At 64.9% G+C, this 19,730-nt stretch carries 22 protein-coding genes; 19 read left to right on the forward strand and 3 right to left on the reverse strand.

What is annotated here, in order from left to right:
• On the forward strand, nucleotides 1-716 hold a 716-nt coding region (locus tag FUT88_RS14135; RefSeq protein WP_147216008.1), incomplete at its 5' end, for an alpha/beta fold hydrolase.
• A 141-nt stretch (nucleotides 717-857) separates the two neighbouring features.
• Here FUT88_RS14135 and FUT88_RS14140 read toward each other — a convergent pair.
• Nucleotides 858-1,361 carry an acyl-CoA thioesterase gene (locus tag FUT88_RS14140; protein ID WP_147216010.1) on the reverse strand — a complete coding sequence of 168 codons (504 nt, stop codon included), beginning with the start codon at nucleotides 1,359-1,361 and terminating at the stop codon, nucleotides 858-860.
• A gap of 173 nt (nucleotides 1,362-1,534) precedes the next feature.
• Here FUT88_RS14140 and FUT88_RS14145 point away from each other — a divergent pair, with 173 nt between their 5' ends.
• The 11 genes from FUT88_RS14145 (at nucleotide 1,535) to FUT88_RS14195 (ending at nucleotide 10,812) form a co-directional block, all read left to right on the forward strand.
• Entirely contained in the window at nucleotides 1,535-1,930 is a 396-nt protein-coding gene (locus FUT88_RS14145) for a hypothetical protein (protein WP_147216012.1), read from the forward strand.
• A 96-nt stretch (nucleotides 1,931-2,026) separates the two neighbouring features.
• The gene (locus FUT88_RS14150; RefSeq protein ID WP_147216013.1) at nucleotides 2,027-2,374 is read left to right on the forward strand and encodes a hypothetical protein; all 348 of its coding nucleotides are present in this window, start codon (nucleotides 2,027-2,029) and stop codon (nucleotides 2,372-2,374) included.
• Nucleotides 2,375-2,382: 8 nt separating this feature from the next.
• Complete coding sequence (locus FUT88_RS14155) at nucleotides 2,383-3,792, forward strand: TolC family protein (protein ID WP_147216015.1); 1,410 nt, start codon at nucleotides 2,383-2,385, stop codon at nucleotides 3,790-3,792.
• Nucleotides 3,793-3,794: 2 nt separating this feature from the next.
• Nucleotides 3,795-5,093, forward strand: a complete 1,299-nt coding sequence (locus tag FUT88_RS14160; protein WP_147216017.1) for a copper oxidase — start codon at nucleotides 3,795-3,797, stop codon at nucleotides 5,091-5,093.
• A 41-nt stretch (nucleotides 5,094-5,134) separates the two neighbouring features.
• Nucleotides 5,135-5,623, forward strand: a complete 489-nt coding sequence (locus FUT88_RS14165; RefSeq protein ID WP_147216019.1) for a plastocyanin/azurin family copper-binding protein — start codon at nucleotides 5,135-5,137, stop codon at nucleotides 5,621-5,623.
• Between the two features lie 36 nt (nucleotides 5,624-5,659).
• Nucleotides 5,660-5,980 (forward strand): copper-binding protein, encoded by a 321-nt coding sequence (locus FUT88_RS14170; RefSeq protein ID WP_147216021.1) that lies wholly within the window; start codon nucleotides 5,660-5,662, stop codon nucleotides 5,978-5,980.
• Nucleotides 5,981-6,090: 110 nt separating this feature from the next.
• A complete protein-coding gene (locus FUT88_RS14175; RefSeq protein ID WP_261797160.1) occupies nucleotides 6,091-7,365 on the forward strand; it encodes a glycosyl transferase family 90 in 1,275 nt (424 codons plus the stop codon).
• Between the two features lie 125 nt (nucleotides 7,366-7,490).
• Nucleotides 7,491-8,282 carry a phytanoyl-CoA dioxygenase family protein gene (locus FUT88_RS14180; protein WP_147216022.1) on the forward strand — a complete coding sequence of 264 codons (792 nt, stop codon included), beginning with the start codon at nucleotides 7,491-7,493 and terminating at the stop codon, nucleotides 8,280-8,282.
• Nucleotides 8,283-8,379: 97 nt separating this feature from the next.
• Nucleotides 8,380-8,601, forward strand: coding sequence for a hypothetical protein (locus FUT88_RS14185; protein ID WP_147216024.1), 222 nt, complete (start codon nucleotides 8,380-8,382; stop codon nucleotides 8,599-8,601).
• A 224-nt stretch (nucleotides 8,602-8,825) separates the two neighbouring features.
• Nucleotides 8,826-9,266 carry a DUF2141 domain-containing protein gene (locus FUT88_RS14190; RefSeq protein WP_147216026.1) on the forward strand — a complete coding sequence of 147 codons (441 nt, stop codon included), beginning with the start codon at nucleotides 8,826-8,828 and terminating at the stop codon, nucleotides 9,264-9,266.
• A 19-nt stretch (nucleotides 9,267-9,285) separates the two neighbouring features.
• On the forward strand, nucleotides 9,286-10,812 hold the full coding sequence (locus FUT88_RS14195) for a carotenoid oxygenase family protein (protein ID WP_147216028.1): 1,527 nt from the start codon (nucleotides 9,286-9,288) through the stop codon (nucleotides 10,810-10,812).
• Nucleotides 10,813-10,869: 57 nt separating this feature from the next.
• Here the strand turns inward: FUT88_RS14195 and FUT88_RS14200 are convergent, their stop codons facing one another.
• Nucleotides 10,870-12,363, reverse strand: a complete 1,494-nt coding sequence (locus tag FUT88_RS14200; protein ID WP_410003881.1) for a M20/M25/M40 family metallo-hydrolase — start codon at nucleotides 12,361-12,363, stop codon at nucleotides 10,870-10,872.
• A 206-nt stretch (nucleotides 12,364-12,569) separates the two neighbouring features.
• Between FUT88_RS14200 and FUT88_RS14205 the strand changes: the two genes are divergently transcribed.
• Nucleotides 12,570-13,487, forward strand: a complete 918-nt coding sequence (locus FUT88_RS14205) for a LysR family transcriptional regulator (RefSeq protein WP_147216032.1) — start codon at nucleotides 12,570-12,572, stop codon at nucleotides 13,485-13,487.
• A gap of 26 nt (nucleotides 13,488-13,513) precedes the next feature.
• Here the strand turns inward: FUT88_RS14205 and FUT88_RS14210 are convergent, their stop codons facing one another.
• Complete coding sequence (locus tag FUT88_RS14210) at nucleotides 13,514-14,995, reverse strand: AMP nucleosidase (RefSeq protein ID WP_147216034.1); 1,482 nt, start codon at nucleotides 14,993-14,995, stop codon at nucleotides 13,514-13,516.
• 124 nt (nucleotides 14,996-15,119) lie between these two features.
• Between FUT88_RS14210 and FUT88_RS14215 the strand changes: the two genes are divergently transcribed.
• Genes FUT88_RS14215 through FUT88_RS14240 form a run of 6 tightly spaced genes read left to right on the forward strand, consistent with a single transcriptional unit; the run spans nucleotide 15,120 to nucleotide 19,701 of the window.
• Nucleotides 15,120-15,869 carry an IclR family transcriptional regulator gene (locus FUT88_RS14215; protein ID WP_147216036.1) on the forward strand — a complete coding sequence of 250 codons (750 nt, stop codon included), beginning with the start codon at nucleotides 15,120-15,122 and terminating at the stop codon, nucleotides 15,867-15,869.
• A gap of 48 nt (nucleotides 15,870-15,917) precedes the next feature.
• The gene (locus FUT88_RS14220) at nucleotides 15,918-16,970 is read left to right on the forward strand and encodes a cyclase family protein (RefSeq protein ID WP_147216038.1); all 1,053 of its coding nucleotides are present in this window, start codon (nucleotides 15,918-15,920) and stop codon (nucleotides 16,968-16,970) included.
• A 34-nt stretch (nucleotides 16,971-17,004) separates the two neighbouring features.
• The gene (locus FUT88_RS14225) at nucleotides 17,005-17,706 is read left to right on the forward strand and encodes an SDR family oxidoreductase (protein WP_063394848.1); all 702 of its coding nucleotides are present in this window, start codon (nucleotides 17,005-17,007) and stop codon (nucleotides 17,704-17,706) included.
• A gap of 45 nt (nucleotides 17,707-17,751) precedes the next feature.
• Complete coding sequence (locus FUT88_RS14230; protein ID WP_147216040.1) at nucleotides 17,752-19,077, forward strand: short-chain fatty acid transporter; 1,326 nt, start codon at nucleotides 17,752-17,754, stop codon at nucleotides 19,075-19,077.
• 31 nt (nucleotides 19,078-19,108) lie between these two features.
• Nucleotides 19,109-19,393 (forward strand): muconolactone Delta-isomerase, encoded by a 285-nt coding sequence (gene catC, locus FUT88_RS14235; protein WP_147216042.1) that lies wholly within the window; start codon nucleotides 19,109-19,111, stop codon nucleotides 19,391-19,393.
• 11 nt (nucleotides 19,394-19,404) lie between these two features.
• On the forward strand, nucleotides 19,405-19,701 hold the full coding sequence (locus FUT88_RS14240; RefSeq protein WP_147216044.1) for a YciI family protein: 297 nt from the start codon (nucleotides 19,405-19,407) through the stop codon (nucleotides 19,699-19,701).
• Nucleotides 19,702-19,730 lie beyond the last annotated feature (29 nt).

The following is a 19,730-nucleotide window of genomic DNA, read 5'->3' on the forward strand; positions in this document are numbered from 1 at the left end:
GCGCCCGCATCTGGTACGCCACCTTCGGCGCCGGCACGCCTGTGATCCTGCTGCACGGCGGGCTTGGCCATAGCGGCAATTGGGGGTATCAGGTTCCGGCACTCACGGGCGGGGGCTACCGGCCCATCGTCATTGACAGCCGTGGGCACGGCCGCAGCACACGCGATGCGCAACCTTACGCCTACACGCGCATGGCTTCCGACGTGCGGGCCGTCATGGATGCGTTGCACATCGACCGCGCCGCCTTCATCGGCTGGAGCGACGGCGCTTGCGTCGCGCTGACCCTCGCCATGCAGACGCCCGAACGCGCCACGGGCGTGTTCTTTTTCGGCTGCAACATGGACCCGACCGGCGTCAGGCCCTTTTCGCCCACGCTCGTCATCGATCGCTGCTTCGAGCGCCACCGAAAGGATTACACCGCGCTCTCATCCACACCCGACGATTTCGATGCATTCGTCGCGGCCGTCACCGAAATGATGCAGACGCAACCCAACGCCACGGCCGCGGAGCTTGCCGCGACGCGCGTGCCGGTGACGATCGTGCAGAGCGAACACGACGAGTTCATCCGGCCCGAGCACGCACGCTATCTGGCGCACACCATTCCGGATGCACAGTTCGTGTTGCTGCCGGGCGTAAGCCATTTCGCGCCGTTGCAGCGCCCCGCGTTGTTCAACGTCGCGATGCTCGCGTTCCTGCGCGGGCTTCCTCAGCCGTAGGCCGCATCGAGTCCGAGCGCGTTTGCGCAACACGGGCGGCGCGCGTTATCCACAGAAACAGTGGGTAAGCCTGTGGATAACGATGCGCGACCGCGATACCACGCGGCCTGCGGTTCTTTGCTGACTGCGTAGGCAGGCCGCTCAGGCGCCCGAAACCGGCGTGCTGTAGGTGGCCTTGATCGCCTTGTGCCGGGCTTCCATTTCTTGGCGCAGGGCGCGGCGCTGCTGCGCGGCTTCGAAGCGTTCCTGTTCTTCTGCGTTGGCCGGCGCCAACGGAGGCACGTCGGCCGGTTTGCCGTCGTCATCGACAGCCACCATCGTGAAGTAGCAGCTGTTGGTATGGCGCACCACTTGGTGGCGGATGTTCTCCGTCACGACCTTGATACCGATTTCCATCGACGTGCGCCCCGTGTAATTGACCGACGCGAGGAACGTCACCAGCTCACCCACGTGAATCGGCTGGCGGAACACCACCTGGTCCACCGACAGCGTCACGACATAGCGACCGGCGTAGCGGCTCGCGCACGCATAGGCGACCTGATCGAGCAGCTTGAGGATGTGGCCGCCGTGCACGTTGCCGGAAAAATTGGCCATGTCGGGCGTCATCAGCACGGTCATGCTGAGCTGGTGGGATTGCGTATTCATGGGGGCGTTGAAGCTGGAATGATGGGAAAAGCAGGGTGCGCAGAAATGGGTACGCAGCAGGGCGTCATTGTGCCGCGCTCGACCCATCTTGTGCTGCATTGCGTGAAATTTGATGGCATCGCGCTACACTACCGGTTTCCGCGGCAAACGATTTTCAGCCCGTCCTGTTTTCCATGTATCGATTCCTGACCCGCCTCCTGCTCTGGCTGGTTGTCCTGGCACTGCCCCTGCAAGGGTTTGCCGCGACGACCATGATGGCGCACGGCGGTGCAATGGATGATGCGATGGTTGCCATGGCAACGCCGGATGACGACGCCGTCATGTCCGATGCCTGCCATGAGCACGAAGACGCCGCGGCTGCTGGCAACGAATCGAAAGCGCCGGCACAGTCGCACTGCAAGACCTGCCCGATCTGCGCGGCCTGTTCGCTCGGTTCGGTCGTTCCCCTGGCTGCCAGCCTTGGCATGCCGCTGATCAAGCTGCCGGCCGCTGCGCCGCGCGGCCTCGCTGTTTCCTTCCGCAGCTTCATTCCCGAAGCGCTGCAACGTCCACCCTCGATTCGCGTTTGACGCCACCAGTCCGTCCATAGAACGGGCTGGCCTCTGGTTTGACGGCTCCATGCACCGCATGCGGCCGTACGTCATCACGCTTGATCGAGGTTTCTCATGTTTCTCACACGATGGTTCGTGGCCGCCGCGCTGCTGGTGCTGGCGCCGCCATGGGTGTTGGCGCAGGGCGCTGCGTCAGCGCCGGCGGCCTCCACGCCTGACCCGCTGAACGCGGACGCGGCTGTGCCGGCTGTAGCCGCGCCGCGCACATTCGACAGTTACCACGCGTATCGCGATAGCGGTCCTGCGCCCTGGCGCGAGACCAACGCAGCCGTAAGCCCGAAGCCCAAGTCCGGTGCCTCCGCGCAGGGCGGCCACGCAGGGCACGCCATGCCAGCGAGTGCGCCGGTCGCTCCCTCCAACAAGCCTGCCGGCGAATCCATGCCCGGCATGCATCACCATTAGGAGGCGCCGTGCTCAAACTTTCCACACGTCGCCTGGCCCTGTGCGCCCTGGCGGCCACGCTGCTGGTGAGCGGCTGCGCCACCATCACGCAAGACAGCGGTTTCAAGAGCGTTGCCGATGTGGCGCGCGACCGGCTGGGCAAGGACGCCACCTGGCAGCGTTCAGCGGAAGCACGCGACAGCGCCGCGCAACGCACGCGCGAGCTGCTGGCCCAGCCGCTGACGATGGACAGCGCCGTGCAGATCGCGCTGCTGAACAACCGTGGCCTGCAGGCTTCGTATGCGGAGCTGGGGCTATCGGAAGCCGCGCTCGTGCAGGCCAGCCGCCTGCCGAATCCCGGCTTCAGTTTCAAGCGCACGCGCAGCGGCGACGACGTGTCGATCGAGCGCACGTTTTCGCTGTCGTTCCTGAACCTGCTGACGCTGCCGATGGCTACGCGCATCGAAAGCCGCTACTTCGAGCAGACCAAGCTGCTGGTCGCCAACCAGATGCTGCAGGTGGCCGCAGACACACGCCGCGCCTACGTCAATGCCGTGGCGGCGGAGCAATCCGCGCGCTATGCGGAGCAGGTTCAGCAGGCTGCCGAAGCCGGTGCCGAGTTCGCCAAGCGCCTGGCATCTGCCGGCAACTTCAGCAAGCTCGATCGCGCCCGTGAACACGCCTTCTATGCGGAGGCCACCGCAAGCCTGGCGCGCGCGCGTCAGCAGGCCCAGGCCGAACGCGAGGCGTTGATCCGCCTGCTGGGAGTGTGGGGCGCAGATACCGGTTTTAAGTTACCGGAACGGCTGCCCGACCTGCCGAAGGATCGCCCCGAACTGCAGCAGATCGAAGCCTACGCGCTGCGCAACCGGCTCGATATCCAGGCGGGCAAGTTGCAGGTCGAGGGGTTGGCATCGTCGCTGGGGCTCACGCAGGCCACGCGCTTCATCAAAGTGCTCGACCTCGGTTACGTGCGCAACAGCAAATCCAACGAACCACGTGAGACGGGCTACGAGATCAGCATCGAGATCCCGCTGTTCGATTGGGGCGGTGCCCGCGTGGCGCGCGCGCAGTCGATCTACATGCAGGCGGCCGACCAGCTTGCCGACACGGCTGTGCGTGCGCGTTCGGAAGTGCGCGAATCGTACGTGCGCTACCAGACCGCATATGACCTCACGCGCCACTACCGCGACGAGGTCGTGCCCGTGCGCAAGCGCATCTCCGACGAGATGCTGCTGCGCTACAACGGCATGCTCGCGAGCGTGTTCGAACTGCTGGCCGATGCGCGCGAGCAGGTGAATGCCGTGAACGGCTACATCGACGCGCTGCGCGGTTACTGGATTGCACAGACCGACTTGCAGATGGCGCTGGGCGGCAAGCTGCCGCCGGCTGAAGCGAATGCGGCCACCGCAGCGCCGAACTCTCCTCAAGGACATTGAACATGGTTTCCCGACGTCAATTTCTCGGCGGCACGGGCGCGGCCATGCTGGGCGCAGCGATGGTCTCGCGCGCCGGCGCGGCCTCGCTGCCCGAAGCACCGCTGCAATCGAAGCCCGCCACGCAGCCGCCGCTTGCACCGCCCAACGGCCGGCCCTACAACCCCGTCGTCACGCTCAACGGCTGGACGCTGCCGTGGCGCATGCGCGGCGGCTGGAAGGAGTTCCACCTCGTGGCCGAGCCCGTCGAGCGCGAATTCGCCCCCGGCATGACGGGCCACCTCTGGGGCTACAACGGCCAGAGCCCCGGCCCGACGATCGAATGCGTGGAAGGCGATCGTGTGCGCATCTTCGTGACCAACAAGCTGCCCGAGCACACCACGGTGCACTGGCACGGCATGATCCTGCCCGCCGGCATGGACGGTGTGGGCGGCCTGTCGCAGCCGCACATTCCGCCCGGCAAGACCTTCGTCTACGAGTTCGAGATGAAGAAGTCCGGCACCTTCATGTACCACCCGCATTCCGACGAGATGGTGCAGATGGCGATGGGCATGATGGGCTCGATCATCGTGCATCCGAAAGACCCGGCGCAGCACCGCGTCGACCGCGACTTTGTCTTCCTGCTCGCCGCGTACGACATCGACCCCGGCTCGTACACGCCGCGCGTCGCCCAGATGACCGACTTCAACATGTGGACGTGGAACAGCCGCGTCTTTCCCGGCATCGACCCATTGCCCGTGCGGCTGGGCGATCGCGTGCGCATTCGCATGGGCAACCTCACCATGACGAACCATCCGATGCATCTGCACGGCCATACGTTCGAAGTGGCGGGCACCGATGGCGGCTGGGTCCAGCCCAGTGCGCGCTGGCCGGAGGTGACGACGGACATTGCCGTGGGCCAGATGCGCGCCATCGAGTTCATTGCCGACAACCCCGGCGACTGGGCTTTCCACTGCCACAAGTCGCACCACACGATGAACGCCATGGGGCACAACGTGCCGACCATGATCGGCGTGCAGCAGAAAGACCTCGCCAAGAAGATGAACGCGCTGGTGCCCGACTACATGGGCATGGGCCAGGCCGGCATGGCCGACATGGGCGAGATGGAAATGCCGCTGCCCGACAACACGCTGCCGATGATGACGGGGCAGGGCCCATTCGGCGCCATTGAAATGGGCGGCATGTTCACGGTGATGAAGGTGCGCCGCGATCTGCCGCGCAACAGCTATGCCGACCCCGGTTGGTACAAGCACCCGAAGGGCACCGTCGCCTACGAATACACCGGCACCGGCATCGACGATTGATCGATGCTGAATCCACATCCCATACGAAACCGAGACCGAACATGCAACGCAATCTGATCCGTTCCACCTTCCTGGCCGCGCTGATGTCGATGGCCGCCATCGCGCACGCATCCGGCGATCACGCCGGCGGGCATGACCATGGCGATGCCGCCATCGGCGAACCCGGCGACGCCGCCCGCATCACACGCACCGTGCGCGTCGACATGGCCGACACCATGCGCTTTACGCCCGCGCAGATCATCGTTGAGCGCGGCGAGACGATCCGCTTCGAGGTCGTCAATAACGGCCGCGTGCGGCATGAGATGACGCTGGGCACACCGGCCGACCTCCTCTCCCACGCCGAACAAATGCGTAAGCACCCCGAAATGGAGCACGCCGACGGCAACGCCGTCACCGTTGACCCGGGCCAGCGCGGCGAGATCGTCTGGCACTTCACGCGCAGCGGCTCGGTCGAGTTTGCGTGTCTGCAGCCCGGACATTTCGAGGCCGGCATGCGCGGCGCCGTGCAGGTGCGCGGCAACAAGTCCTGATCTCTCTTCGACACCTCTTTCGATAAGGAGCTCGACATGTTTCGTCACGCCCTGATGCTCGCCGCGCTGCTCGCCGGCACACCGTTCGCCCATGCGGCCGAAGATGGCGCTTCCGCGCCTGCCGTCACCACTGCCGCCCCGATGTCTGAGGGTGAGATCAAGAAGATCGATACTGCCGCCGGCAAGCTGACCATCAAGCACGGGCCGCTCGTCAATCTCGACATGGACCCCATGACGATGGTGTTCCGCGTCCAGGATCCGGCAATGCTCGCCAAAGTACAGGTGGGCAGCAAAGTTCACTTTGTCGCCGAGAAGCTCAACGGCGCACTGACCGTGACCGCGTTGGAAGTGCAGTAACAAGAGGGGGAGGGCCGCCGGCTCGCTTCCGGAGCCGGGGGGCGCTGCGTGACGGGCCGGCCTCCCCCGCTGCAAGGAAACTGTGACGCCGTGACAACGGCCAAGCGGCCGTGAATAGACCCCACACCGGCGGACGCGGCTCCCCCCACCAGAAACGGAATGAGACGCAAGTTTCTTACGGTAAAGTAAGGCCCGCTGCGGATGCGGATGGGAAAAGGGGCGGTGCGCTATGTGAACGGCAGCGCGACCGGCAGTACCAGGCATCGGCGGCGAGCAAAAAAGTAGGCCTCTCGCCACTTTTTATCTGCGCGTGGGGCTGCGACATTCACCCGAAAAGCGGCGCTCCCAGTTTAAATTTCCGCTGCATCTTTTGGTTCATGCGTCATTTCAAATACCGCTTGAGCAGGGTCTCTGCAAGAAAATTCTGGTATTACTTTTCAAATGCCTCCAGCCATTTTCTGGCCCCTGCGACAAAAAATGGAAGGGCAGAGGCGCTTCTGAAGAGCAGAGGCGGACGTAATGCCATGCAGAATGTCATTGATCGATTGAGTTATTACAACTCGATTTCAGAGACATTCCACCCGAGCCGCAACGCTGTCGAGTATTCGAATTTCCTGTTGAAATCCTCGACAAGCACGATTGTCGACAAGGATTGTGAAATAGGCAGCACCTATTTCTATGATCTTGTCGATCTGATGGATTATTTCGGCCCGGGCTACAGCTTCGACTACGACTGCGGAGACGTGACTGCCGAGCCGAACCACCCCGCGTTCGTGAAGAGCCGTCCCATCAAGAGCACGTCGCATAATGGGATTCTCTTGAAGCTGGACGCCATCCGGCATTTTTCGCTGGCGCGCGACACGATCGACTTCCACGACAAGAAACCCATGGCGGTGTTTCGTGGCCCTTGTCATCAGGAACACCGCAAAGCCTTCGTGGAGCGGTGCCACGATTTGCCGCACGTCAACATCGGCGACACACGAAAATCGGAGATTGGGAAGGCGACTTACAAAGCGCCCATGACGATTGCGGAGCAACTGCAATACAAGTTTATTGTGAGCGTCGAGGGGAACGACGTGGCAACGAACCTGAAATGGATCATGGCGTCCAATTCGCTTTGCTTTATGCGACGCCCCCGGTATGAAACGTGGTTCATGGAAGGGCGGTTGATTCCGGATGTCCATTATGTTCTGCTGAAGGACGATTATTCCGACCTTCAGGAGAAAATGGAGCATTACAGCAAATATCCTGGCGATGCATTGGCGATCGTGCGCAACGCCAATCAGTGGGTGGCGCAATTCATGAACCGAGACCAGGAGCGTCTGCTCGGTTTGATGGTGATCGCAAAGTATTTCCGCCTGTCGGGCCAACAGGCGTTTTGGTAGGGCCCCAGCAGGACCGCGCATATCGCGTTTGATCCTGCGCAGGCCCGCCGGATGTCGGGCCTGCAACGCATACGGCGGCGCGTTACACTCGTTCTCTTTCGCCGTCTCCGTACGCTCTTTCCGCCATGTCCGCGTCTGTCCCCACTGCCACCCACGCACACCCGCTTTCCGACGAGCAGCAAGCCTTCTTCAAGGAGCATGGCTACGTCGTGTTGCGCGGGTTCGTCAGCCAGCAGGTGAGCGCCGCGTTGCTTGCGGCCGCGCAGGATGGGCTGGCCCGCGCTGCGGCGCCGGTGGAGCTGGAAACCGACGTCGGCTACGCCGGGGCGCCCCCTTCGCGCGAGGCCGAGGGAGGCCACACGGTGCGCCGTCTGCTCGACGCGGATTCGCGCGGCACCCCTTATACGGAATGGGCGCGCGACCCGCGCGTGGCCGCCGCGATTGCGCAACTGATCGGGAGCCCCGTGCACCTTTCGCTCGCGCACCACAACTGCGTGATGACGAAGCACCCGGCGTTTGGCACCGCCACGCATTGGCACCGCGACAGCCGTTACTGGTCGTTCGCGCGCAATGAGCTGGTGTCGTCGTGGCTGGCTCTGGTGGAAGAAACGGTCGACAACGGTTGTCTGTGGGTGATTCCCGGTAGCCACACGCTCGATTTGCCCGCCGACCGGTTCGACGCCAAGCTGTTCCTGCGCCAGGACCTGCCGGAAAACCGCGCGCTGATCGATACAGCGCGCCCCGTCCCGCTGCTCCCCGGCGACGTGCTGCTCTTTCATTGCAACACCTTCCATGCGGCCCGCGCCAACCAGACGGGCGCGGTCAAATTCTCGGCAGTGTTTACGTATTACGGCCCCGATAACCATCCGCTGCCCGGTACACGCTCGTCTGCGCGTCCCGATCCGCTGGTCGGTTGAGGTGCGCCCTCCCCCATTTGTAGGTGAGCGGCGGACAGATTTGTGTCACGTGCCTTTGTTAAGGTGGTCCTCCAACGATCAACAACGGGGAACCACAATGCCGATTCAGGAAGTGACACATGGTGCGCATGTCATCTTCGTTGATCCGCTGCAACGCGATGATCATCGCTGGACGGCCCGTTTCCAGATTTGCCGCGCTGGCCATATCGTCTGCGACTGGGAAGACGTTGAAATGCCCGAGGGGTTCATCTCCGCCCAGCTCGCCTTGAGCGCCAGCGTGCTGCTGGCCGACCACCGGTTGTCGAGCTTGCCGCATTAGCCGCCGACACCACGTCACGCCCGCCCCCTCCGGCGGGCGTTTTAGTCTGCACGTCCGGCGTGATCCGTTCCAATGCTCGTGATCCATTCATCGCCCGCAAGCGACCGTTTGCGCCCCGGCGCCCGCACTTCGTCGCATGCGCGCTGACCGGCACAGCGCGCGCCCCTACATTGCCTCCTGATCGCCGGCCGATCAACGCATCGCCGGCCACTCAGGAGACCTTCATGACAGCCATGTTTTCTCTGCCGCGCATTGCGCTGGCCCTGGTGGTGACGACGCTTGCCGCAAGCGCATTCGCCGTGACGCTGACTGTAGTGGTGGAGGGCGCACAAGGGCACCAAGGCGCGGTGCGCGCCGCGATGTTCCACGACACCGCCGGTTGGCTGAAGCCCGATTCGGCCGTCCGTGCCGACATTGCCGCGCTCGAAAGCGTGTCCGGCAGCAACGTCACCTTCGTCTATCCGGATCTGCCGGCGGGGCGCTACGCGTTGTCGGTCTTCCATGACGCCAACAACGACGGCAAACTTGGCACCAACCCGGCCGGCATTCCCATCGAGCCTTACGGCTTCAGTCGTGATGCTCGTGGCCGTTTCGGGCCGCCCGCATTTGACGATGCCGCCATCGACGTGCAGGGCGACCAGCGCGTGACGATTCACTTGCACTGATGCTGAGCGAGGGCCCGTCATGCAACGCCGATTCTTCATTGCGGCCTTGGGCGCCGCACCCTTTGGCTTGACTCTGACCGACGTAATGGCCGCCACCCCGGACGCTTGGGCTGCCGGGTTTGCAGTGGCACGCGCGCAATACCCGTGGCTGGCAGGCTACCAAGGCGTCAACGCCGACATGCCGACTCGCGCACTGAAGGTGGAGGGCGTCTTTCCGCCTGCGTTGCGCGGCGCCTTTTATCGAAACGGCCCGGCGCGGCATGAGATCGGCGGTGTGCGTTATCACCATCTGTTTGATGGCGACGGCATGATCCAGCGCTACGACATCAGCGAGCAGGGCGTGACACATCGCGGCGTGTTCGTGCGTACCGACAAGTTCATCGCCGACACCACCGCCGGCCGGCCGTTGCGGGCGACGTTCGGTACTGCCAACCCCGACATGGAGCCGGTCGCCTCGCCCGACAGCATCAACGTTGCCAACACCAGCCTGGTAATGCACGGCGACGAGATGCTCGCGCTGTGGGAAGGCGGCTCGGCCACGCGTGTCGATCCGGATTCGCTGCGTACGCTGGGTGTGCAGACCTGGCGCGACGACTACAGGGGCATGCCGTTTTCCGCCCATCCCAGGGTCGAACCTGACGGCACGCTGTGGAATTTTGGCGTGAGCAGCGTGGCCGGTCTGCTCACCGTCTATTGCATAGGCGCGGACGGTGCGCTCAAGCGCGTGGAGTCCATCAAGGTGCCGGACGTGGCGATGGTGCACGACTTTGCCGTGACGCAGCGCCACCTGGTGTTTCTGCTGCCGCCGTTCGTGTACGACCTTGAACGCTCGCACGCCGGCATGTCGTTTCTCGATTCACATGTGTGGCGGCCGGAGCTGGGCATGCGCGTGCTGGTACTGGACAAGGACGACGTCACGCGCATGCGCTGGCTGCAGTTGCCGGCGGGCTTTGTCTTCCACCTGGGCAATGCGTGGTCGTCGTCGGATGGACAGGAGATCCATTTCGATTACATCCGCTCGGACGATGCCTCGGTCGTCACCACGTCGCTGCGTGAATTGATGCGCGGGCAGATTCGCCCGTCCCCTGGCGCGCGTCTCACGCAAGTGCGTCTGAATCTGCGAACGGGTCGCGCCGAGCAGTTCAGCACCGACCACGTTGCCGAATTTCCGAAGATCGACTCGCGGCGCACCGCACAGCGTCATCGCGCGCTGTTCATGGTGGCTCAAACGGCGCCGTCGTCGAATGGCAGCCCGCAGGCGCTCCACGGCTTTGACACCGTCATGCGCGTCGATACGGATTCGGGGCGGGTCCAGCAGTACCGCTTCGGGCACCGCACGCTGGTGGAAGAACACGTGTTCGTGCCGGCATCGGCCAGCGCCCGTGAAGGCGAGGGCTGGCTGATCGGCACGGTGTTCGATGTGGATGCCGGCAGCACCAGGCTGACGGCGTTCGATGCGCACAATGTTTCAGCGGGGCCCGTCGCCATGGCAAGCCTGAACGGCGTGGCGCCGCTCGGGCTGCATGGATTGTTTCGCGCGGCTTAAAGGGGTTAAAGGGGTTAAAGGGGTTAAAGGGCTTAAAGGGCTTAAAGCGGCCGCCTGTCAGAGCGGGTGCGTCAGCAGGCCGTAGATCGTTCGCACGCCGCTCACGTAGTTGCCCATCCGCAGGTTCTCGTTGGCGGCATGCTGGTTGTTATCGGCATTGACCAGAGGAATGATCGCGAACGGCACCTGCAGCACGCCAACGATTTCCGCTGTGGGCACCGTCCCGCCCATCATGCGGATGCGGACCGGCGCCGGATTGGCGCCAAAGGTGTCGGTCAGCGACTTGTAGGCCCATGTGCCCACTGCCGAGTCGATGGGTGAACCCGCGGCATCCGCGCCCTCGCTCTGATACGTGAAGGTGGCCAGCTTGTCGTAGCGGCTGCGCTCTTCGTCGGTCGGGGCGTTCTTGACGAGGTGGTAGCCCTGGCGCTCGATATGCTGCTCGATCAGCTTGCCGAGGTAGCCTGCGGTGGAGTCGGGCGTGGTGCGCAGGTCCAGTTCGGCGACGGCCTTGTCGGGCACGATGTTCGCCACCTTGTCGCCCACCGCCGCAGACGCCATGCCGCGCACGTTCAATGACGGGTACTGCATCGCCTCCTGGTAATTGGCGCCGACCTTGTCGGCATGCGCAATGCCGAGGCGCTTGTTGAGCGCTGCCTGGTCGTCGGGCACGGCGGCCATGATCTTGCGGTCGGCCTGGCTGATCTTCACGTGGTCGTAATAGCCCGGCACCGTCACCCGGCCCGCGTCGTTCTTCATCGATGCCAGCAGGTTCGCCAACTGCTGGGCTGGATTGCGGGCGTAGTTGCCGTAGTGCCCGCTGTGCAGCGGCACCTTGGCGCCGTAGACGGTGAGCCGGGCTTCGGCCGCGCCGCGATTGCCAAAGACCAGCGTCGGCAGGTTGCTCGCGTGCATCGGGCCGTCGTGGATGACGATGGCGTCGCAGCGCAGCAGCTCGCGGTTTGCCTGCATGACCTTGCTGATCGACGGCGAGCCTTTTTCTTCCTCGCTATCGAGAATGATCTTGACGTTGACGGCGGGCTGGCCGCCGCTGGCCTTCAGTGCATCGATGGCGGCCAGCATCATCATGATCGGGCCCTTGTCGTCGGCGGACGAACGGCCGAATACACGCCATTCCGGATCGAGCGGGCCGCTGAACAGCTGCGCGGAGTCGATCTCTTCCCAGTTGCCTTGTGCGGTCTTGTGCTTGAGCACCGGTGTCCACGGACTCTTTTGGGCCCACTGCGCGGGAATCACCGGCTGGCCGTCGAGGTGCATGTAGAACAGCACCGTCTTGCGCGCGCCATCCGGGTTCGGCAGCTCGGCGTAGAGCATCGGTTTGCCGTTGTTCGCCAACTGTTTTGTTGTGAAGCCGCGCTTGCGGAACGCCTGCTCCAGCCAGTCGGCATTCTTGCGGACATCTTCCGGCACGATGGCGTCGTTGGGCAGGGAGAGCAGCTCGAAGTATTCGCGGTAGGTGGCCTGCGCATGGCGTTCGGCGTCTGCAGCAGAGAGTTCGGCGGCGCAAGCGAGGCCGGAAGCTCCGAGCATGAGGGCCGGCACCAACGCCAGAAGGCGACGGCAAACGCGGGGGACGGCAGATGAACGTGCTGCTTGCTGAAGGGGCATCAGGACACTCCGCTGGTCGAACAGTTCCGCATGAGTCTGCGCAACCCATACCTTTTTGACCATTAGAATTTTCTTGGGATATCTTTGCGTTTCATGCAAAGCAGAAGGGCCGCGCGCCTACGTCGCCTATGTCATCTCATCGCCTGCAGGAGACGTCCCTCCGCTATTTTCTGGAGGTCGTGCGGACTGGCTCGTTGACGGAGGCGGCCGCGCGACTGCATGTCAGCGCCTCGGCCATCAGCCGCCAAGTGGCAATGCTTGAAGAGCTGTTGGGCGTGCCGCTGTTCGAGCGTCAGCCGCGCGGTATGCGGCCCAGCGCCGCCGGCGAACTGCTTGCCGCGCATGCCTTGCGCGGGGCGCTGGAGGCAGAGCGCGTGGTCTCGGATATCCAACGCCTGCAAGGGCTGCAGCGCGGCCGCGTGCGCATTGCGTGTTCCGATGGCTTTGCGATCGAGTTTGTGCCGCGCGCCATCGTGGCGTTTCGCGAGCGCCATCCGGGCATTCAGTTCGACCTGCGAGCCGAAGAGCCCATGCGCGTGACCGAGGCTGTCCTGCGTGGCGATGTGGACATCGGCCTGACCTACAGCCGCGCCGCCGTGCACGGCATTCGCGTGGCGTATCAGCAGCGTGGCTCGGTGTTTGCCATCATGCGGCCCGACCACCCGCTGGCGAAGTTCAGCAGCGTGACGCTGGCGCAGATGCATCCATTTCCGATCGCGCTTTCCGGGCCGGACAACACGGTGCGCCAGTTGTTCGACATGGGCTGCAGTCAACGCGGGCTCGTGTTCGAGCCGGTGCTGGTCAGCAACCGCTTCGATGGGCTGTTGAGTTTCGTGCTGCAAGGCGGCGGCTTGGGCATTGCCGGGGAAATCACCGTGCGCGAGCGCGTGCGGCGCGGTGAACTGCATGCCGCGGAGATCCGCGAGCGCGGCATGCGTGGGCGGACCGTGGAACTGCAGACCCTGGCGGGCCGCACCTTGCCCGAGGTGGTGCGGGTGTTTCTGGACTTCCTGCGCGAGGCGCTGCCGGAGCAGCCCCCGCGCTAATCGGCGCTAATCGGTGCTCACCCGCGCTATCGGAACGCGGGTTCGTCAAAGCTGCGCAGCTTGCGCGAGTGCAGCGCTTCAACGCCGCTTTCGCGCAACAGGCGCACGGCCTCCATGCCGATGTCCAAGTGCTGGCTGACACGCTGGCGGTAGAACAGGTTGGCCATGCCGCGCAGCTTCAGTTCGCCGTGCAGCGGCTTGTCCGACACGCACAGCAGGGTGCCGTAGGGCACGCGCAGGCGGAAGCCGTTGGCGGCAATGGTCGCGCTTTCCATGTCGATGGCAATGGCGCGCGACTGGTTGAAGCGGCTGTACAGCGCCTGGTACTTCAGCTCCCAGTTGCGGTCGTCGGTGGAGACCACCGTGCCGGTGCGCATGCGCGATTTCATGTCGGCGCCCGAGAGCCCCGTGATGCGCGCCACAGCTTCCTGCAGCGCCACCTGGATCTCTGCGATGGGCGGCACGGGCACCCACGGTGGCAGGTCCTGGTCGAGCACGTGGTCGTCGCGCACATACGCGTGGGCGAGCACGTAGTCGCCGAGCTGCTGCGAGCGGCGCAGGCCGCCGCAGTGGCCGATCATCATCCAGCAGTGCGGACGCAGCACGGCCAGGTGATCGGTGATGGTCTTGGCGTTAGACGGGCCCACGCCGATGTTCACCAGCGTCACGCCCAGGCGGTCTTCGCGCACCAGGTGGTAGGCCGGCATCTGCGGGAGGCCCTTGATGCGGTGCGAATCGTCCGGTGCCGGCGTGCCGAGTTCGTGTTCGGTGTCGCCGGGCTCGACAAAGCGGATGTAGCCCTCGTCGTTGCCGTCCTCCATCAGCTTGCGGCCGAGGGCGGCAAACTCGTCGACATAGCGCTGGTAATTGGTGAACAGCACGAAGCGCTGGAAGTGCTTCGGGTGCGTGGCGGTGTAGTGGTACAGGCGCTGCAGGGCCAGGTCGACGCGCTCGGCCGTGAACATCGACAGCGGTTGCGGTTCGTCGCCAATCGGGCGGTATGTGCCGTTGGCGATGGAATCGTCGATCTGCGCAAGGTCGGGCAGCGTGAACGCGCCGCCCAGCGCGCGCGCCTGTTCCGGCGTGATGTCCACCGTCGACGCTTCCACCACGAACGGCAGCGGAATCGGCCGGTTGCTCACGCCCACCACGACGGGGCTGTTGTGATAGTGCAGCAGGCGCTCGATCTGCACGCGGTAGTAATCACGGAACAAGTCCGGCCGCGTGAGCGTCGTGCCGTACACGCCCGGATACGCCACCGTGCCCCATGCCGGCCGCGCATCGCTCACCAGCGTTTTAGGGTCGACGGTAATGCCGAGGTACGGATAGCAGGCGGCGAGGTCTTCGCTGCAGTCCTCTCCGCGCGCAAAGGCGTGGAAGCGATCGCGGATCGCCTGCGCGGAGCGCTCGTAGATGGCGGTGATGCGCTCGACGGCAGTGTTGGCGTCGGTGCAGATCGCCAGGTCGTGCGCGGGATAGAGATGGGCTGTGGCGCGGGTATCGGTCATGTGTTCGATGATACCGACGTTTTGTGAACCCGAGAGGCCGGCATGCCGGGCATGGCGGGCCGTTTCTCGGGATTTACCCGTAAACATCTTGCGACAGAATTATCGATATGCCGATAATGTTGTCATGGATGTGAAAACTGCTACCCGCGTGTTCGACGTGATCAACCTGTTTGCGGAAGTCCGCCAACCGATGATCTACAGCGAGATCGCGCGCCGGACCGAGATTCCGTTATCGAGCTGCCATGCGCTGCTGCGCACGATGGTGGCCAAGGGCTACCTGTATGCGCCGGGCGTCAAGGCGGGCTATTACCCCACGCAGCGGCTGTTGCACGTGGCGCGCGACATCTGCAGCGCCGATCCGCTGACGCTGGCCTTCCAGCCGCTGCTCGGCGCGCTGCGCGACGCCACCGGCGAGACGGCGGCGCTCGCCTCGCTGGCGGGCAATCGCGTGGTCTATCTCGACGTCGTGGAGTCGCGCCAGAAGATCCGCTACAGCGATGAGCCGGGCGGTTTCATGTACGTGCACGCGAGCGCGGCCGGCAAGGCGCTGCTCGGCACGCTCGCGCCCGATGCGCGCCGCAGGCTGCTCGACAGCTGCGAACCGCTGCCTCCGGCCACCGACGGCTCACCGATCGACCGCGCCACGCTGGAGCACGAGGTGGAGCAAGGACTCGCGCGCGGCTGGCACCGCTCCACCGGCGAAAACGTGGAAGACGTGGCGGGCCTGGCGCGCGGCTTCCTGATCCACGGAGAACCCTTCGCGCTCGTCATCGGCGGGCCGAAGGCGCGCCTGCTCAGGCATGAAGAGAGCGCCGTCAAGGCGCTGCTCGACGCTTACGCACAGATCCCGCCGTCGCTGCTCGCGGCCGGCTGACCGGGCGCGCACCATGAAGGCGATGCGCTCCTTGCTTGGAGGATGGAGATGCGCTGGAAGCAACGGCCGCAAGGCTCGAATTGGGGTGAGTTTGGTGAGGACGACCAGCTCGGCAGGCTGAACCTGATCGGACCGCAGCAGGTGCTGGCCGGCGCGCGCGAGATCCGCGAGGGGTTGAGCTTCGCGCTGTCGCTGCCGCTCGATTACCCCGGCGAGAACAAGCTCAACCCGCGCCGCCATCCGCCGGTGCTGCGCCCGACCGAGCGCGATGGCCTGCCTTACGTGAACTTTCCGTTTGCACGCCTGGCGCCTGGCGCCACCGATGTGGTCAGCGACGACCAGGTGCTGCTGTCGCTGCAGTACTCCACGCAGTGGGATTCCCTCGCACACGTTGGCGCGCGCTTCGATGCCGACGGCGACGGCGTGCCCGAGAGCGTGTACTACAACGGCTATCGCGCGCAGACCGACATTCTCGGCCCCATGGAATACCGCGAAGACGCGCAGTTCACGCCGCGCCCGTGCGGTTGCGAAGGCAGCCGCGCCGAGGCGCTCGGTATCGAGAACCTGGCCGTCAAGGGTGTGCAGGGCCGTGGCGTGCTGGTCGACCTGGTCGCGCACCACGGCCGCGAGCACCGCACCGTCGGCTACGACGACCTGATGCGCGTGATCGAAGCGGACGGCGTCCAGGTCGAGACCGGAGACATCCTGCTGCTGCGCACCGGGTTTGCGGAACTGCTGCTGGAGATGAACCGCCAGCCGGACGAGGCCGTGCTCAACCGCCACTGCTGTGCGCTCGATGGCCGCGACGAACGCCTGCTGCAGTGGATTACCGATTCGGGCATCGCCGCACTGGCCGCCGACAACTACGCGGTGGAGCGCTACCCCGCGCGCACACCCGATACGCCGGACCAACACCCGCTGCTGCCGCTGCACCATCACTGCCTGTTCAAGCTCGGCCTGCCGCTGGGTGAGCTGTGGTACCTGCGCGAACTGGCCGAATGGCTGCGCGCGCACGGCCGCTCGCGCTTCATGCTGACCGCGCCGCCGCTGCGCCTGCCCGGCGCGATGGGCTCGCCGGTCACCCCGGTGGCGACGGTCTGACCCTGCCGATGTCCTTCCATCTGTGTTGCTGACGATGTCCAGAGAACGCGTTTTGATTACCGGCGGTGCTGCCGGCATTGGGGCCGCCTGCGCGCGCCGCTGTCTCGATGAGGGTTACGAAGTGGTCGTCATCGATCGCGTGGGCGACGGCCTGATCGCCGATCTGAGCGATCCCGCGCAGACCGCGCAGGCGCTCCAGAAGGCGCTCGAGGGCGGGCCCATCACGCGGCTCGTGAACAACGTCGGCGTAGTAGTCCCGGCCGACGCCGAGCACCAGACGCTGGAAGAGCTGGAGCGCGCGTGGGCGCTGAACGTGCGATGCGCGCAGCAGTGCATGCAGGCGCTGCTGCCGGGCATGAAAGCCGCGGGCTTCGGGCGCATCGTCAACATGTCGTCGCGTGCTGCGCTGGGCAAGGAACTGCGCACGGCGTATGCGGCCACCAAGGCGGCGCTGCTGGGCATGACCCGCGTGTGGGCGCTGGAGCTGGGCCGCTTTGGCATCACGGCCAATGCCATCGGCCCGGGCCCGATCCGCACAGAACTGTTTGACCGCGCCAATCCGCCCGACGCGCCGCGCACGCGCGCCATCGTCGAGGCCGTGCCCGTCAGGCGCATGGGCACGCCCGAGGACGTGGCGCACGCGGCGGCCTATCTGCTGGATGCGCGCAGTGGTTTCGTCACCGGGCAGGTCCTGTACGTCTGCGGCGGCATGACCGTGGGCGTCGCGGGCGTCTGAGCCGCACACCAGAACGAACAACAACAACGATTCGAGGAGACCTACATGCAGAAAATCACCGCCTTCTTCACCGAACTGATGCGCAGGTATCTGCCAGACCCGTTCGTGTTCGCGCTCGGTCTGACGCTGCTGACCATGGTGCTGGCGATGCTGGTACAGGGGCAGGCCGTCACCGCGCTGGTACTGGGCTGGGGCAAGGGCTTCTGGTCGCTGCTCGCGTTCACGACGCAGATGGCCGTGATCCTGGCGATGGGCTACGTGCTGGCCACCGCGCCCCTGACGGAGCGGCTGCTCGACCGTGTCGTGGCGCGCGTCGATCGCCCGCGCACGGCGGTGATCGTGGCCACGCTGGTCGGCGGCATCGGCAGCTACCTGAACTGGGGCTTCGGACTCGTGATCGGCGGCATCGTCGCCCGCAAGCTGGCGCTGCGCGTGCGCGGCGTGCACTATCCGCTGATCATCGCGTCGGCCTATAGCGGCTTCACGCTGTACGGGCTTGGGCTGTCCGCCAGCATTCCGGTGCTCATCTCGACCAAGGGCCACCCGATGGAGGCGCAGATGGGCGTGGTGCCGCTGTCGCAGACCATCTTCTCGCCGGCCATGCTGCTGACGAGCCTCGTGGTGCTGATCACCCTGCCGTTGCTCAATGCGTGGCTGCATCCGAAGCCCGGCCAGCCGGTGAAGGAGATCGCCGGCGAGGCTGAAGGCCAGGCGCCTGCCGCTGCCACGCTCGACATCGGCGAGGGCAACACGCTGGCCAACCGGCTCAACCACAGCCGCGTACTCAGCGGCGTGATCGGGATCATCGGCATGGCCTACGTGGTGCTGCACTTCCGCGCAGGCGGGTCGATGGACCTGAACCTCATCAACTTCATCATCCTGTTCCTCGGCATCCTGCTGCTCGGCACACCGATCCGCTACGTCGAAAAGCTCAATGAGGGCATCCGCACCATCGGCGGCATCATCCTGCAGTACCCGTTCTACGCCGGCATCATGGCCGTGATGGCCTCGTCGGGCCTGGTGGAAACCTTCTCGCACGGGTTCGTGAAGATCGCCACCGCCGAGTCGCTGCCGTTCTGGGGGCTGATCAGCTCGTTCGTCATCAACTTCTTTGCACCGTCAGCCGGCGGCCACTGGGTCATCCAGGGGCCGTTCATGGTGGATGCCGCCAAGGCCATCGGCGCCTCGGTGCCGCATACCTCGATGGCGGTGATGCTCGGCAATGCATGGAACGACCTCGTCCAGCCGTTCTGGCTGCTGCCCGCGCTGGCGCTGTCCAAGCTCAAGCTCAAAGACATCATGGGCTACACCGTCATCATGATGTTCTGGATCGGCATCGTCTACACGGTGGCCGTCCTGGCGTGGCACTGACATTGAACATTGACACGGAACCGCTTCACTCATGCTCTATCTCGTCTACATGCAGGTCAGGATTCCGGCCGACATCGACCCCGCCCGCGCCGAGGCGCTGAAAGCGGAGGAGAAGGCGTTCTCGCAACAGCTGCAGCGCGAAGGCAAGTGGCGACACCTCTGGCGCGTTGCCGGCGAGTACGCCAATTACAGCGTGTTCGACGTGGAGTCGAACGACGAGCTGCATGCGCTGCTGAGCGCGCTGCCGCTGTTCCCGTTCATGTCGATGCAGGTGACGCCGCTTGCGCAGCATCCGTCTGCGCTCGCGGCCAACTAGGCGGGGGCGGTATGGCGTTCTTCATCGAGACATTCGACAAGCCCGGCACGGCCGAACTGCGCCTGCGCGAGCGCGACCGGCATCTGGCGTTTCTCGAGCGCCACCGGGCCCTGCTGCTGGCCTGCGGCGCCAAACTAAACGACGACGGCAGCAATGCCGGTGGCGGCGTCTACGTGGTCGACGTCGACACGCGCGCCGAGGCCGAGCGCTTCATCGCCGAAGACCCATATGCACTGGCCGGATTGTTCGAGCGCGTACACATCACGCGCTGGCGCAAGGCGTATGTCGCCGGGGTCTGCTACTTGTAGCGCAGGCCGGCGGAATGGGGCGGCCTGGC

It is taken from the genome of Ralstonia sp. TCR112, assembly GCF_007997035.1.
GTDB lineage: Bacteria > Pseudomonadota > Gammaproteobacteria > Burkholderiales > Burkholderiaceae > Ralstonia > Ralstonia edaphi.